This is a genomic window from Burkholderia sp. AU45388, assembly GCF_030481585.1.
Lineage (GTDB): Bacteria > Pseudomonadota > Gammaproteobacteria > Burkholderiales > Burkholderiaceae > Burkholderia > Burkholderia sola.
The window spans coordinates 117,309-131,732 of sequence record NZ_JAUJPV010000016.1; the positions used below are offsets into that span (position 1 = coordinate 117,309).

Sequence of the window (14,424 nt, forward strand, 5' to 3'; positions counted from 1 at the left end):
GACATGGAAATCGCCTTCATCGGACTCGGCAACATGGGCGGCCCGATGGCCGCCAACCTGCTCAAGGCCGGCCACGCGCTGACGGTGTTCGACCTCGACGCGCATGCGGTCGACGCCGCGGTGCGCGCCGGCGCGGCGGCGGCGACGTCGCCGCGTGAAGCCGCCGCGCGCGGCTCGTTGATCATCACGATGCTGCCGGCCGCGCAGCACGTGCGCGCCGTCTACCTCGGCGACGACGGCGTGCTGGCCGGCGCACGCGCCGGCGCGCCGCTGATCGACTGCAGCACGATCGATCCCGGCACCGTGCGCGCGGTGGCCGACGCCGCCGCGCAGCGCGACTTTCCGCTCGCCGACGCACCGGTGTCGGGCGGCACCGGCGGCGCGCAGGCCGGCACGCTGACCTTCATGGTCGGCGCGGACGCCACGCTGTTCGAGCGCATCCGCCCGGTGCTGCTCGACATGGGCAGGAACGTCGTGCACTGCGGCGGCACCGGCACCGGGCAGATCGCGAAGATCTGCAACAACCTGCTGCTCGGCATCTCGATGATGGGCGTCGCGGAAGCGATGGCGCTGGGCGCCGCGCTCGGCATCGAGCCCACCGTGCTGGCCGGCATCATCAATACGTCGACCGGCCGCTGCTGGAGCTCGGACGCGTACAACCCGTATCCGGGCGTGAGCGACACGGCGCCGGCCGCGCGCGGCTATGCGGGCGGCTTCGCGGCGAATCTGATGCTGAAGGATCTCGGGCTCGCGACCGAAGCCGCGCGCGGCGCGCATCAGCCGGTCTGGATGGGCGCGCTCGCGCAGCAGTTATATCAGTCGATGAACCAGCAGGGGCTCGGCACGCTCGACTTCTCCGCGTGCGTGAAGCTGTACGAGGCGCAGCCGGCCTGACCCGCCCGGCCGACGCCGGACGTGCGCCGACCCGCGATGCGCCGGTACGGCATCGCGGGTCGGTTTGCATGCGGGGAGAGAAAACGCGGGCGGCGCGATCATGCCGCCGTTCGATCAACCGCGCGGGTTCGACGCCGTCTCGAAGGTCGGATGGCACTCGAACGCGAGTTCGGAGCGCGCGTCGACGCGGCGGCCGCCGGTCAGCGATTCCTGCTTCATGCTCGCGCGCATCCCGCGCTGCGAACAGTAGTTGGTGGCTTCGCTGACGGCCTTCTCGTGGGCGTCGGCCCACGTCGTCGACACGCCCACCGTGCGCGTCGTCACGGTGAACACGTTCGGGTTCGACGTCGCGGTCACGTCGGAAGCGGTCGAACACGCGGCGAGCAAGCATGCAGTCGCCGCAATGGTCAACCATCGCAGGGTTCGAAAAGAGACTGGAATGGACATGGAGGGCAAGCGCACGCCGGTTGACGTGCATTGAGCAACATAGGCGACAGTATGCCCGCTCGATCGCCGGAGATCATGCCCCTTTTGGTGAACACATTGTTTCGAATGGTTAAACGATGGCCGAATCAGGCAAGATTTACGGCCGTCGCCGGTGGCCATTTCAGCCCGGCAGGTCATTTTGCCCGGCCGGCCCGCGGGCCAGGGCCTGTTCACGCCGGCGCGACGGTCAATGCGCGCCCGCCTGCCGGATGCTCGCGGATACTTCCGCGAGGTTGCGCCACGCCGGCTGCCCCGGCGCATAGCGCGCGCGGATATAGGCGGCAAGCTCGGCCATCTGGCGGTCGTCGAACGCGTCGCCGAAGCCCGGCATGTAGCCGAGCCCCTCGGTGGCCGGCTGGTCGATCCCGTGATGCAGCACGCGCAGCAGGTTGTCCGGCGTCGCCTGGCTGACGCTCGTGTTGAGCCCCATCAGCGGACGCACGCCGAAATGCCCGACGCCGCCCGATTCCGCATGACAGACCGCGCATGCCGCGTCGAACGCGCGGCGGCCGTTCTCCAGGCCGAGCGTCGCGACGGTTTCCGCGCCGTGCGCGTGGCGGGTGGCCGCGTCCGCGACGACTGCCGCCTCGACGGGCGGCGACAGCGACGCCAGATAATGCGCGATCGCCCGCACGTCGGACGCCGGCAGCGCCGCGAGCCCCGCGACGACGGGCGCCATCGGCCCGGCCGCGACGCCGTGCTGGGCCGAAAACCCCGTGCGCAGATAGTCGAACAGCGCGCCTTCGGTCCACGGCACGGGCGAAGCCGCCGACGCGACGAGCGGCGGCGCGACCCAGCCTTCCGCTTCGCCGCCCGACAGGTACGCGCGGCCGCCCTTCTCCGCACCGAGCGCGTTGCGCGGCGTGTGGCATGCGCCGCAGTGCCCGGCGCCGTCGACCAGATACTTGCCGCGATTCCACGTCGCCGAGCGCGCGGGGTCCGGCACGAACGGCCGCGCGTCGTGAAACAGCCAGTTCCAGCCGGCCACGAGCCGCCGCTGGTCGAGCGGGAACGGCAGCTTCGTCTTCGGCGGCACGTGTTTCACCGGCGGTTGCGACATCAGGTACGCATAGAGCGCGAGCAGATCGGGCTCGCTCAGTTTCGCGAATGCGGTGTACGGGAACGCCGGATACAGATGCGAGCCGTCGCGCGAGATACCTTCGCGCATCGCGCGGGCGAACGCCGGATACGACCAGTTGCCGATGCCGGTTTCCGGGTCGGGCGTGAGGTTCGTCGTGTAGATCGTGCCGAACGGCGTATCGAGCGCAAGCCCGCCCGCGTTGGTCGCGCCGCCGGGCGCCGTGTGGCACACCGCGCAATCGCCGGCGAGCGCGACCTGGCGGCCGCGTTCGAGCATCGCCGCGCTCCACATCGCGCCGTCCGCGCCGCCGGGGGCCATGGACGCAACAGGCGCGATCGGCGCGGGGCCCGGCAGGACCGCGCACGCCAGCCCGATCAGCCCGCCGACCACGCCGCCCGCGCCCCCGCCGGCCAGCCAGCGGCGCCAGCGGGACGCACGGCGCGGGGCCGACCGCGGCCCGTCGCCGGCATCGGCCGGCACCGGCTGGGCGAGCGCCGCGCGAATGTGCGCGGCATCGAACGGCGGTGCACGAAAACGCACGCCCGTCGCGTCGTACAGCGCGTTGGCGATTGCGGCGGCGGCCGGCGCGGCGGCCCGCTCGATCCGCCGCGCATCGTGTGCGGAAAGTTCGCCGTGCGCGCGATGCGTCGCTGCATCGACTGCAAGCAGCTCGTGCGCGATCGCGTCGGGTCGCGCGCCGGCATCGGTCTCGTCGTGCGCGGGCCGCGCGGACAACCGCGCGCCCATCACGCGGGAAATCGCGGCCTCGATCTGCCATGCGGGCAGGCCGGCCAGCGACGCGTCGCCGGGCTCGCCGCTGCCCTGCCCGGCCACCACGCGCTGCACCGAAACGTCGCCCGTCGCGCAATCGACCTCGAGATCGACCACCCACGCGGACCAGCTCTGGTCGCCGTCACGGTCGGCATCCTCATCGGAGGCGGAGGCGTGCGCATCGGCGCGCGCGCCATCGAATGCGAACCCGCGGCCGCCGACACGTGAAGCCGCATTCGCGCGAGCCGCCGCCGGCACGCCCCATGCGGCGCGTTCGCTGACCATCCTGATCGTCTCGCGCGGCCCCGCATCCCGCTCGGCATCGAGATGCTGCAAGCGCAACGCAACCGGATCGCGCCGTAACGCGCCCGCGAGTTCGTCGACGAAGGATTCGCGGGCAAAGACGTGCGCGTGACCGGAAATCGCGCCGTCTGCATCGGCCAGTTCGATCGACGTCTGCGCGTGCCGATAGACGAATGGCGATGCAGGGACGGGACGGGCGCGTTTTTCTGCTCCGTCAGAATCGCCCGGGCCGATATCGGCCGCCTGCGCGCGATAGCGCCAGGTCGTGATCCGGCCGTCGGGTGCGGTCCGGGTTTCGATATCGAACGATGCCTGCGTGCGCGCATCGCCGATCGGCCAGGCGTAGTGCGCGCGGTGCGGGCGCGATGCGTCGGTGGCCGCGTCGTCGTGCGGCTCGGTTTCCGTCACGCGCGCCGGGTCGACGGGCAGATCCGCGTCATGCTTCATCGCCGCCTCGCAGAGAGCGTGCGGCGCGATGCACCGCGCGGATGATCTCCAGATGCGTGCCGCAGCGGCACAGGTTGAAGCGCAATGCGTCGCGGATCGTCGCATCGTCGGGCGCGGGGTTGCGGTCCAGCAGCGCCTTCGTGCTCATGATCATCCCGTTCAGGCAGTAGCCGCATTGCGCGGCCTGCTCGTCGATGAACGCGCGCTGGATCGGATGCGGCGCGTCGCACGACCCGAGCCCTTCCAGCGTCGTCACGTCGCGCCCGTGCGCGGCGGCGGCCGGCACGACGCACGAACGCGTCGCCTGCCCGTCGACGAGCACCGTGCACGCACCGCACTGCCCGAGCCCGCAACCGTATTTCGGGCCATTGAGCGCGCAGTCGTTGCGCAGCACCAGCAGCAGCGGCGCGTCGGGCGCGGCGTCGGCGAAGGCGTGCGGCGTGCCGTTCACGCGAAACGCCAGCGGCCGTGACGGAGAAGCGGGATGGGACATGAATGGATCCGGAATACGGCGTGCGGGCCGGCGTCGGCCGGCGGCGGGCACGAGCCGCCGGCTGGCGCCCCCCGGCGCGCCTGACATATAACACGCCGAAATGCGCGCGTTACGGCGCATCGATTGCCGCGCGAACGCAGCGGCTCCAAAGCACCGGCCGGCGCAGGCGCCGCCCGCGTCAGGCCGCGGCCGCCACGTTGCCGCGCGACGGCGCCTCGAGCGGCACGTCGAACACGTCGTAGCCGAACACCCACGACGGATCCTCGTTCGTGCGCAGCCATGTGTTGTTGTGCGACACGAGCTGCACCTTCGACGCGCGCGCCGCGCGGTTCGCCTCGTACAGCGCGAACGCACCCGCATGGTCGCCGATGCCGACTTCGTCGAGACAGCGCGCGAGCATCGCCGCATCCTCGATCGCCATCGCCGCGCCCTGCGCCATGTGCGGCTTCATCGGATGGCATGCGTCGCCGAGCAGCACGAGCCGGCCGCGGCTCCACAACGGCAGCGGATCGCGTTCGAGCAGCGGCCATTTGGTGATCGACGGCGATACGTCGATCAGATGCTGGATGTCCGCGTGGAAACCGGCGAACGCTTCGCGCATCTCGTCGCGGCTGCTGTCGACCATCGACACGCCCTCGGGCCATTCGGCCTGCGGCACGCCCGTCACGTAGTAGTACTCGTCGCGCTTCTCGGTCACGTAATAGACCATCATGTGACGATCCTCCGACCACCACTTCACGCACATGTCGTACGGCTTGTTGCCGAGCAGCGATGCCGGGAACACCGCGCGGTGCGCGACATAGCCCGTGTAGCGCGGCGGTTCCGCGCCGAGCAGGTGCTCGCGGATCCGCGAATTCACGCCGTCCGCGCCGATCGCGATGTCGGCCGTCTCGATGCTGCCATCGGTAAACGTCAGGCGCACGTCGCTGCCCGTGTCCTCCACCGCCGCGAGCTTCTTGCCGAAGCGGATCGTGCCGGGCGTCACCGCCTGCGTCATCAGCGCATGGAAATCGCCGCGATGCACGGTCAGGTAGCTCGCGCCGTAGGCCTTGCGTGCGTAGTCGCCGAGCGGGATCTGCGACAGCACGTCGGCTGTGCGCCAGTCGCGGCTGTACCAGTAATCCGGATGCGAACCCATCGTCTCCAGCGCGTCCTCGCAGCCGATGCGCCGCATGATCTTCATCACGTTCGGGCCGAGATGGATGCCCGCGCCGAGGCGCGAAAAAGCGGGCGCCTGCTCGTACAGCGCGACGTCGTAACCGCCGCTCTGCAGCAGCGCGGCAGCGGCCGTGCCGCCGAGGCCGGCGCCGATGATTGCGATACGAGGTTTGCTCATGCGGATCTCCTGATCGTGGGCCCATTGCCGAACGCGGCGCGAGGACGGGCGGATTGAATGGCGTTTATTTAGCGTACACACTCAATTTATTCAGGACAAGCAGATTGTTTGATGCCGCCGGAGCACTCGGGTAAATACCAATAAATCACCTAAAACCCGCACGCAACAACAATCCACCTATGTCGATCCCAATTTTGATCCATTGCCATTTTCAAATGTACACACTAGACTTTGCCCAACATCCGGCGATCCCGCGCCAGCGTGCCGCCCCTTCCTTACCGACACGGAGCCTCCCGTCATGAGCAAGACCTACCGCATCGGCCAGATCGTGCCGAGTTCCAACACGACGATGGAGACCGAGATCCCGGCGATGCTGCGGCTGCGCGAAACCATCCGCCCCGAACGCTTCACGTACCACTCGAGCCGGATGCGGATGAAGAAGGTCGTCAAGGAAGAACTCGCGGCGATGGATGCCGAATCCGACCGCTGCGCGGTGGAACTGAGCGATGCGCGCGTCGACGTGCTCGGCTATGCGTGCCTCGTCGCGATCATGGCGATGGGACACGGTTATCACCGCGTGTCGCAGGCGCGCCTCACGAAGCACACGGCCGACAACGGCGCGCAGGCGCCGGTGCTGACGAGCGCGGGCGCGCTCGTCGATGCGCTGAAGGTGATCGGCGCGAAGCGCATCGTCGTCGTCGCGCCGTACATGCTGCCGCTCACCGAGCTGGTGGTCGACTACATCCGCAACGAAGGCTTCGACGTGCTCGCATACCGCGCGCTGGAAATCCCCGACAACCTCGACGTGGGCCGCCACGATCCGGCGCGCCTGCCCGACATCGTGAAGACGCTGCCGTACCAGGACGCCGATGCGATCGTGCTGTCCGCGTGCGTGCAGATGCCGTCGCTGCCGGCCGTCGCGAAGGTCGAGGCGATGACGGGCAAGCCGGTGATCACCGCCGCGATCGCGACCACCTACGCGATGCTGCGCGAACTCGATCTCGAACCGGTCGTGCCCGGTGCCGGCGCGCTGCTGTCCGGTGCGTACTGAACGCCGCCGCCACTTCGGAGCCTCCCCATGTCCTCGACCTTCCTGTACGGCGCGAACGTGCGCGCCAACGGCATCCGCCAGCACTATCTGCGCTACGGCGGCGCGACCGGCGCGCGCGCATCGCGCCCCGCGGTCGTGCTGATCCCCGGCATCACGAGCCCCGCGATCACGTGGGGCTTCGTCGGCGAAGTATTCGGCGCGGCATTCGACACCTACGTGCTCGACGTGCGCGGCCGCGGGCTGTCGGACGCGTCGCCGTCGCTCGACTACAGCCTCGATGCGCAGGCGGACGACGTCGCGGCGCTCGTCGCCGCGCTCGATTTGCCGCGCACGAGCCTCGTCGGCCATTCGATGGGCGCGCGGATCGCCGCGCGCGCGGCCCGGCGCGACATCCGCGGGCTCGCATCGGTCGTGCTCGTCGATCCGCCGGTGTCGGGCCCGAACCGCCGCGACTATCCGGGCAAGCTGCCGTGGTACATCGACTCGATGGCGCTCGCGCGCGCCGGCACCGACGCCGAAGGCATGCGCGCGTTCTGCCCGACCTGGACCGATGCCGAACTCCGGTTGCGCGCCGAATGGCTGCACACCTGCGACGAACGCGCGGTGCGCGCGTCGTACGAAGGCTTCCACACCGACGATTTCCACGCGGACGCCGCGCGACTGGCCGTGCCGTCGCTGCTGATCACGGCCGAGCGCGGCGACGTGGTGCGCGACGACGACGTCGCCGAACTGCAGCGCGCGACGCCGACGATGCGGCACGTGCGCGTGCCCGACGCCGGCCACATGATTCCGTGGGACAACGCGGCGGGCTTCTACGCCGCGTTCGGCGACTTCCTCGGCGCGCCGCTCGCGCCCTGAACGCGCGACGCCCGCCCCTTTCCTTCACGCCTTTACCGGAGCCGACGATGCCAGTCAGCGATACCCAACTGATCGACGCGTGGAAGCAGGTCCTCACGCTGTCGCGCCTCGAACCGGGCCAGACCGTCACGATCCTGACGAGCGCGGCCACCCATCCGCAGACGCTGTCGTGCGCGCTGATCGCGACGCAGGCGCTGGGCGCGATCGTCAACCGGCTCGACCTGCCGCCGGTGAACGGCGACAAGGCGTTCAGCCGCGACCCGCTCGCGTACCTCGGCACGACGCCTTTGACCGGCAACAAGGCCGCGATCGCCGCGCTGCGCGAGAGCGACCTCGTGCTCGATCTGATGACCCTGCTGTTCTCGCCCGAACAGCACGACATCCTGAAATCGGGCACGAAGATCCTGCTCGCGGTCGAGCCGCCCGAAGTGCTGGTGCGAATGGTGCCGACGCTGGCCGACCGCACGCGCGTGCTCGCCGCGTCGAAAAAAATCGCCGCCGCGCGCGAGATGCGCGTGAGCTCGGCGGCCGGCACCGCGCTCGTGTGCCCGCTCGGCGAGTTTCCGCCGACCGCCGAATACGGTTTCGTCGACGCGCCGGGCCGCTGGGATCACTGGCCGAGCGGCTTCGCGCTGACCTACCCGAACGATCGCACCGCACGCGGCACGATCGTGATCGATCGCGGCGACATCCTGCTGCCGCAGAAGCACTACGTGCGCGACCCGATCGCGCTGACCGTCGAAGGCGGCTACGCGACGCGCATCGAAGGCGGCGTCGACGCCGACCTGCTGCGCGACTACATGGAAACGTTCGCCGACCCCGAGGGCTACGCGATCTCGCATATCGGCTGGGGGCTGCAACCGCGCGCGCGCTGGTCGACGCTCGGGCTGTACGACCGCGAGGCGACGATCGGGATGGATGCGCGCGCGTTCGAGGGCAACTTCCTGTTCTCGCTCGGCCCGAACAACGAAGGCGGCGGCAATCGCACAACCACATGCCACATCGACATTCCGCTGCGCCGCTGCACGGTCGAACTCGACGGCGAGACCGTCGTGCGCGACGGCCGCGTGACCGACCAACCCGCCTGATAGACGAGGACCGGACACCATGAACGATCTTTCCCGTCACGCCGAAGCGAACGTGTATCGCCAGCAGGGTTTCGGCACGCCGCTGGCGCCGCACGGCAACATTGGACTGCTGATCGTCGATTTCGTGGTCGGCTTCGCCGATCCCGCGACGTTCGGCGGCGGCAACATCGCGCCGGCGATCGCGCGCACGACGCATGCGCTCGCGCTCGCCCGCGAACGCGGCTGGCCGGTCGCGCACTGCCGCATCGTGTATGCGGACGACGGCAGCGACGACAACGTGTTCTCGCTGAAAGTGCCCGGCATGGCGACGCTGACCGAGCATCATCCGAACAGCGCGATCGTGCCCGAGCTCACGCCCGCGCCGGGCGAACTCGTCGTGCGCAAGACCGTGCCGTCCGCATTCTTCGGCACGCAGCTCGCGCCGTGGCTTGCGCAGCGTGCGGTGCAGACGCTGCTCGTCGCGGGGGCCGTGACGAGCGGCTGCGTGCGCGCGAGCGTCGTCGACGCGATGTCGCACGGGTTCCGCCCGCTCGTGCTCGCCGATTGCGTCGGCGATCGCGCGATCGCGCCGCACGACGCGAACCTCTTCGACATGCAGCAGAAATATGCGGCCGTGATGCCGCTCGACGATGCGATCGCGGCGATCGACGCCGTGCAGGCGCGCTGAGCCGCCGCGTCGCGCGGATGGCGCCGGCCATTCGGGCGGTTCGGGCGCCTGGAGCGGTGGCTACGCCAGCACCCGCGCGCAATTGACGCTGCGGTTTTGGCGGCCTAGATTGACCGTATGCGCCGCCGCACCGCGGCCACCCGCCGTCTCGCGTGCACCGCGCGCTGCACGCCCGCCGCATTCGTCGTGGCCGGGCGCCGGCCGCGCCTTCCTCGACAGGATCTCTCCCCCGTGAACCGCTCCGAACTGCTCGCGCGCACCGGCTGCCTGACCGTGATCCGGCCGCCCGCACCGCCCGTGAAGCCCGCGCCCGGCCAGCCGGGCAGCCTGTCGTCGTACGTGCCGGCGCTGCCGGAAGTGTTCGTCGCGATTCTCGACGACGGCCGCATCCTCGCGTTCAACGGACACGTCGATCTCGGCACCGGCATCCGCACGTCGCTCGCGCAGATCGTCGCCGAGGAACTCGACGTGCCGGCCGCGCGCGTGACGATGGTGCTCGGCGACACGGCCGCGACGCCGAACCAGGGGCCGACCATCGCGAGCGCGACGATCCAGATTTCCGCGACGCCGCTGCGCTGCGCGGCCGCGCAGGCGCGCCACGCGCTGCTGGCGCTCGCCGCCGAGCGGTTCGGTGTCGATGTGGAACGGCTGAACATCGACGACGGCACGATTTCAACCGATGGACAGGCGGTCACGTTCGCCGCGCTCGTCGCGTCACGGCGGATCGCGCTGACGCTCGACCTGAACACCCGCACGAAGGACCCCGCGCACTACCGGATCGTCGGCCGCTCGTCGCCACGCGTCGACCTGCCCGCGAAGGCGACCGGCCAGCTCACGTTCGTGCACGACATGCGCGTGCCGGGCATGCTGCACGGCCGCGTCGTCCGGCCGCCGTATGCGGGCCACGACAGCGGCCCGTTCGTCGGCACGTCGCTCGTTGAAATCGATCGCGCGTCGGTGGCCGACGTGCCGGGGCTCGTGGCCGTCGTCGCGATCGGCGATTTCGTCGGCGTCGTCGCCGAACGCGAGGAGCATGCGATCCGCGCGGCGCGCCAGTTGCGCGTGACGTGGCGGCCGCTTCCCGCGCTGCCGCCGCTCGACGCGCCGGCCGCCGCGATCGCCGCCGCGCCGGCCCGACGACGCGTGCTGCTCGACGAAGGCGACGTCGACGCCGCGCGAGCGGAACCGGACACGCTCACGCTGTCGCGCACCTACGCGTGGCCGTTCCAGATGCACGGCTCGATCGGCCCGTCGTGCGCGCTCGCCGACTACCGCGCGCCGGGCGACGGGCGAATCACCGTGTGGTCCGGCACGCAGAACCCGGTATCGCTGCGCCACGACCTCGCGACGCTCGTCGCGCGCGACGAAGCCGATGTCGACGTCGTGCGGATGGAAGCGGCCGGCTGCTACGGCCGCAACGGCGCGGACGACGTGTGCGGCGACGCGCTGCTGCTGTCGCGCGCGGTCGGCCGACCGGTGCGCGTGCAACTGTCGCGCGCGGACGAACATCTGTGGGAACCGAAAGGCGCGGGCCAGTCGATGCAGGTGACGGGCACCGTCACGCGCGACGGCCGCCTGCTCGGCTACGACTTCACGACGCGCTATCCGTCGAACGACGCGCCGCTGCTCGCGGCGCTGCTGACCGGCGCGATCGCGCCCGAGCCGCGCGTGTTCGAGATGGGCGACCGCACGGCCGTATCGCCGTATGCGAGCCCGCATCGTCGCTTCGTCTGCGAGGATCTCGCGCCGCTCGTGCGGGCGTCATGGTTGCGCGGCGTGTCGGCGTTGCCGAACTCGTTCGCGCACGACGCGTTCGTCGACGAATGCGCGGCGCTGACCGGCGTCGATCCGCTCGCGTTCCGCATTCGCCATCTGCAGGACACGCGTGCGATCGAATTGCTGAAGGCCGTGGCCGAGCGCGCGGGCTGGATGCCGCGCGCGCCGCGCCCGCTGAACGAACGCGACGAAGCCCGGATCGTGCGCGGCCGCGGGCTCGCGTATGCGCGCTACGTGCACAGCCGCTTCCCCGGTTTCGGTGCGGCATGGTCGGCCTGGATCGTCGACCTGAGCGTGGATCGCATGTCGGGCGAGATCCGTATCGAACGCGTGACGGTCGGCCAGGACACGGGCACGATGATCAACCCCGATGGCGTACGCCACCAGATCCATGGCAACGTGATTCAGGTATTGAGCCGCACGCTGAAGGAACGCGTGCGGTTCGCGGACGGCAAGGTCGCGTCGCGCGAATGGGCGAGCTATCCGATCCTGACGTTCGACGAAGTGCCGGACGTCGATGTCGTGCTGATGCCCAGGCAAGGCGAGCCGCCGCTCGGCGCGGGCGAATCGGCATCGGTGCCGGGGCCGGCCGCGGTCGCGAACGCGTTGTTCGATGCCACCGGCGTGCGGTTCTACGCGCCGCCGTTCACGCCGGAAACCGTGCGCGCCGCACTGAGCGAAGCCGGCCGGCTTCTGAGCGCCGACACGGCCCGCGCATCGGTCACGGCGGGTGCGACGTAGGGCGGCCCGCGCCGCGCGTCACGCGTCGCCGTCTTCTTCCATCATCTTGCGCAGCAGAAACTGCAACGCGACCCGCTCGCCCGGATTGAGCGTGCCATACGTGCGCTCCGTCACCTGCCGCGCGAACGGCACCGTACGGTCGATCAGCGCGAGGCCGGCCGCGGTCGCGCGCACGATCAGCTTGCGGCCGTCGTTCGGATCGGGCAACACCTCGATCAGCGCGCGCGTCTTCAGGCGCTCGACGACGCCGCGTATCGTCGCCTGATCGATCGCGGTCGCCTTGACGATGTCGTTCAGCGAACACGCCTGCTGCGCCTTGACCGCGCACAGCGTCACGAACTGTGCGGCCGTCAGATCCGAGTCGGGGATCGCTTCCTGGAAAATCGAAACGTGCCGCTGGTACGCTCGGCGCAGCAGATGCCCGATCTGGTCGTGAAAATCGTACGAATCCTTGGAAGACGCCATGAGAGTGCGGGCCCGCGCCCGCGTGCAAATGAAAGACAAGCAGTGTACACCCTCAAATCGGTGCAGCCGGCGGCCGGCCGGTCGCGTCATTGCGGTGCATCATGATTCGCGGTGTCGCATGCGGCTGCGGGTGTCGATCGTCCAACCTTGTCGGGACGCTCCACCATCGCGACGGCGCGCCAGCCCGGCCGCGCGCGGTCGCAGCGGCGCCGAACAGGCATGGAATACGTGGGGGCGCACTTCCACGCATACACTTCAATTTTGAGCGCATACGCACGAATATCGTGCATGCCGTCACGCGCGTCGCAGCGTTTTCAGCACGTGCTCCATATCGCCCAATATCCCTTTTTAAACGCGGCTTTTGCCCGCATGAAACGCTTCGATCCAGGCGACCGGATTCATGCCAGTGCGCTTCGGTATTTTCTAGTGTGTACGCTACGTATTTGACGTGATATACAGATTCCTGTGCGCAGCGGAACGTCCGCTCGCGTCGATCGAGCCACCCATTCATCCGCCACATTCGAACAGGGGCATTCCCATGTCTACCGCACACCCGAGCGCCGCCGTTTCCCCCGACGACGCGCCCCACGGCCCTCTCTATCGCAAGGTCACGCTGCGTCTCATCACCCTCTTCTGCCTGTGTTACTTCGCCGCCTATCTCGACCGCATCAACATCGGGCTCGCGAAGCTCCAGATGCTCGATGCGCTCAAGTTCAGCGACACCGTGTACGGCCTCGGCGCCGGCCTGTTCTTCGCCGGCTACATCCTGTTCGAAGTCCCGAGCAATCTGGTGCTGCAACGGGTCGGCGCGAAGCTGTGGATCGCGCGGATCATGATCACGTGGGGCCTGCTGTCGGGCGCGACGATGTTCGTGCACACGCCGATGCAGTTCTACCTCGTGCGCTTCCTGCTCGGCGCCGCCGAAGCCGGCTTCCTGCCGGGCGTGCTGCTCTATCTGACGCAGTGGTATCCCGATGCGCGGCGCGCGCGGATCGTCGCGCTGTTCATGGTGGGCCTGCCGCTGTCGAGCATGATCGGCAGCCCGATCTCCGGCTGGATCATGCGCGCGTTCGACGGCGCACACGGGCTCGGCGGCTGGCAGTGGCTGTTCCTGCTCGAAGCGCTGCCGTCGGTGCTGCTCGGCTTCGCGGTGCTGCGCTGGCTGCCCAACGGCATCGAATCCACGCAATGGCTGAACGCCGACGAGAAGCGCGTGCTGCGCGCGAATCTCGACGCCGATCCGTCCGGCAACAAGAGCCACGCGCTCGGCAAGGCGTTCTCCGATCCGAAGGTGTGGGCGCTCGGCCTGATCGACCTGTGCGTGCTGCTCGGCCTGTACGCGGTGAGCTTCTGGCTGCCGACGATCTTGCGCGACACCGGCGTGAAGGACGCATATCACATCGGCTGGCTGATGGTGATTCCGAACGCCGCCGCCGTGCTCGCGACGCTGTACTGCGGCGCCAGTTCCGATCGCGCGCGCGAGCGCCGCTGGCATATCGTCGTACCGTTCGTGGTGTCGGCCGTCGCGCTGGCGATCGCGGCTTCGTCGTCGCACGGCACGCTCGGCACCGTGCTGCTGTTCTCGCTGATCAACGCAGGCGCGGCCGCCGCGATGCCGGTCGTGTGGGCGCTGCCGTCGACGTTCCTGAAGGGCTCGGCCGCCGCCGGCGGGATCGCGTTCGCATGCTCGATCGCGAATCTCGGCGGGTTCGGCAGCACCTATTTCATCGGATGGTTGCGCGACACGTTCCATTCGCAAAGCGCGGGGCTGTACGGTTTCGCCGCGTGCATGCTGGTCGGCTGCGCCCTCGCGCTCGCGTATCCGGCCCGGCTCGTGAACCGCTGACGCGTCGCGTCTCCGCCCCAACGCGACCTTTTTACAACCGCGACCATCGCGCGGCCCGCCCCGACGTTCCCCGTGTCGTCCCGCGCACGCCGCCCGCCCGGCGCGTGCGCGCTTCCAGCCC

The 14,424-nt window shown here is 69.6% G+C and carries 12 protein-coding genes; 7 read left to right on the forward strand and 5 right to left on the reverse strand.

The genetic code is table 11. From position 1 onward, the window contains the following. The first annotated feature begins 3 nt into the window (after window positions 1-3). Window positions 4-894, forward strand: coding sequence for a 3-hydroxyisobutyrate dehydrogenase (gene mmsB, locus QZM72_RS23690; RefSeq protein ID WP_301739386.1), 891 nt, complete (start codon window positions 4-6; stop codon window positions 892-894). A gap of 114 nt (window positions 895-1,008) precedes the next feature. Here the strand turns inward: mmsB and QZM72_RS23695 are convergent, their stop codons facing one another. The 4 genes from QZM72_RS23695 to QZM72_RS23710 form a co-directional block, all read right to left on the reverse strand. Beyond that, a complete protein-coding gene (locus QZM72_RS23695) occupies window positions 1,009-1,341 on the reverse strand; it encodes a hypothetical protein (RefSeq protein WP_089469503.1) in 333 nt (110 codons plus the stop codon). Window positions 1,342-1,567: 226 nt separating this feature from the next. Then, window positions 1,568-3,982, reverse strand: coding sequence for a c-type cytochrome (locus QZM72_RS23700; RefSeq protein ID WP_301739387.1), 2,415 nt, complete (start codon window positions 3,980-3,982; stop codon window positions 1,568-1,570). Continuing rightward, entirely contained in the window at window positions 3,972-4,475 is a 504-nt protein-coding gene (locus tag QZM72_RS23705; protein ID WP_089469501.1) for a (2Fe-2S)-binding protein, read from the reverse strand. Before QZM72_RS23705 ends, QZM72_RS23700 begins: the two co-directional genes overlap by 11 nt. Before the next feature lie 178 nt (window positions 4,476-4,653). After that, entirely contained in the window at window positions 4,654-5,811 is a 1,158-nt protein-coding gene (locus tag QZM72_RS23710; protein ID WP_301739388.1) for an FAD-dependent monooxygenase, read from the reverse strand. Between the two features lie 298 nt (window positions 5,812-6,109). Here QZM72_RS23710 and QZM72_RS23715 point away from each other — a divergent pair, with 298 nt between their 5' ends. The 5 genes from QZM72_RS23715 (at window position 6,110) to QZM72_RS23735 (ending at window position 11,992) form a co-directional block, all read left to right on the forward strand. Then, entirely contained in the window at window positions 6,110-6,862 is a 753-nt protein-coding gene (locus tag QZM72_RS23715) for an Asp/Glu racemase (RefSeq protein WP_048246304.1), read from the forward strand. A gap of 27 nt (window positions 6,863-6,889) precedes the next feature. Continuing rightward, the gene (locus tag QZM72_RS23720; protein WP_301739389.1) at window positions 6,890-7,720 is read left to right on the forward strand and encodes an alpha/beta fold hydrolase; all 831 of its coding nucleotides are present in this window, start codon (window positions 6,890-6,892) and stop codon (window positions 7,718-7,720) included. A gap of 47 nt (window positions 7,721-7,767) precedes the next feature. Further along, window positions 7,768-8,808: a 2,5-dihydroxypyridine 5,6-dioxygenase gene (locus QZM72_RS23725; protein WP_301739390.1), complete on the forward strand. Its 1,041-nt coding sequence runs from the start codon at window positions 7,768-7,770 to the stop codon at window positions 8,806-8,808. Window positions 8,809-8,827: 19 nt separating this feature from the next. Further along, window positions 8,828-9,475: an isochorismatase family protein gene (locus tag QZM72_RS23730; RefSeq protein ID WP_301739391.1), complete on the forward strand. Its 648-nt coding sequence runs from the start codon at window positions 8,828-8,830 to the stop codon at window positions 9,473-9,475. 231 nt (window positions 9,476-9,706) lie between these two features. After that, window positions 9,707-11,992, forward strand: coding sequence for a xanthine dehydrogenase family protein molybdopterin-binding subunit (locus tag QZM72_RS23735; protein WP_301739392.1), 2,286 nt, complete (start codon window positions 9,707-9,709; stop codon window positions 11,990-11,992). Between the two features lie 18 nt (window positions 11,993-12,010). Here the strand turns inward: QZM72_RS23735 and QZM72_RS23740 are convergent, their stop codons facing one another. Further along, on the reverse strand, window positions 12,011-12,457 hold the full coding sequence (locus QZM72_RS23740) for a MarR family winged helix-turn-helix transcriptional regulator (protein ID WP_089469495.1): 447 nt from the start codon (window positions 12,455-12,457) through the stop codon (window positions 12,011-12,013). Between the two features lie 538 nt (window positions 12,458-12,995). Here QZM72_RS23740 and QZM72_RS23745 point away from each other — a divergent pair. Next, the gene (locus tag QZM72_RS23745; protein ID WP_089469494.1) at window positions 12,996-14,303 is read left to right on the forward strand and encodes an MFS transporter; all 1,308 of its coding nucleotides are present in this window, start codon (window positions 12,996-12,998) and stop codon (window positions 14,301-14,303) included. The last annotated feature ends 121 nt before the right edge of the window (window positions 14,304-14,424 follow it).

Excerpts from the sequence above, each read along its gene's own strand:
- QZM72_RS23720 (WP_301739389.1), top strand. The coding sequence starts at position 6,890 with ATGTCCTCGACCTTCCTGTACGGCGCGAACGTGCGCGCCAACGGCATC.
- QZM72_RS23745 (WP_089469494.1), top strand. The coding sequence starts at position 12,996 with ATGTCTACCGCACACCCGAGCGCCGCCGTTTCCCCCGACGACGCGCCC.
- QZM72_RS23730 (WP_301739391.1), top strand. The coding sequence starts at position 8,828 with ATGAACGATCTTTCCCGTCACGCCGAAGCGAACGTGTATCGCCAGCAG.
- QZM72_RS23725 (WP_301739390.1), top strand. The coding sequence starts at position 7,768 with ATGCCAGTCAGCGATACCCAACTGATCGACGCGTGGAAGCAGGTCCTC.
- QZM72_RS23705 (WP_089469501.1), bottom strand. The coding sequence starts at position 4,475 with ATGTCCCATCCCGCTTCTCCGTCACGGCCGCTGGCGTTTCGCGTGAAC.
- mmsB (WP_301739386.1), top strand. The coding sequence starts at position 4 with ATGGAAATCGCCTTCATCGGACTCGGCAACATGGGCGGCCCGATGGCC.
- QZM72_RS23715 (WP_048246304.1), top strand. The coding sequence starts at position 6,110 with ATGAGCAAGACCTACCGCATCGGCCAGATCGTGCCGAGTTCCAACACG.
- QZM72_RS23700 (WP_301739387.1), bottom strand. The coding sequence starts at position 3,982 with ATGAAGCATGACGCGGATCTGCCCGTCGACCCGGCGCGCGTGACGGAA.
- QZM72_RS23695 (WP_089469503.1), bottom strand. The coding sequence starts at position 1,341 with ATGTCCATTCCAGTCTCTTTTCGAACCCTGCGATGGTTGACCATTGCG.
- QZM72_RS23710 (WP_301739388.1), bottom strand. The coding sequence starts at position 5,811 with ATGAGCAAACCTCGTATCGCAATCATCGGCGCCGGCCTCGGCGGCACG.
- QZM72_RS23740 (WP_089469495.1), bottom strand. The coding sequence starts at position 12,457 with ATGGCGTCTTCCAAGGATTCGTACGATTTTCACGACCAGATCGGGCAT.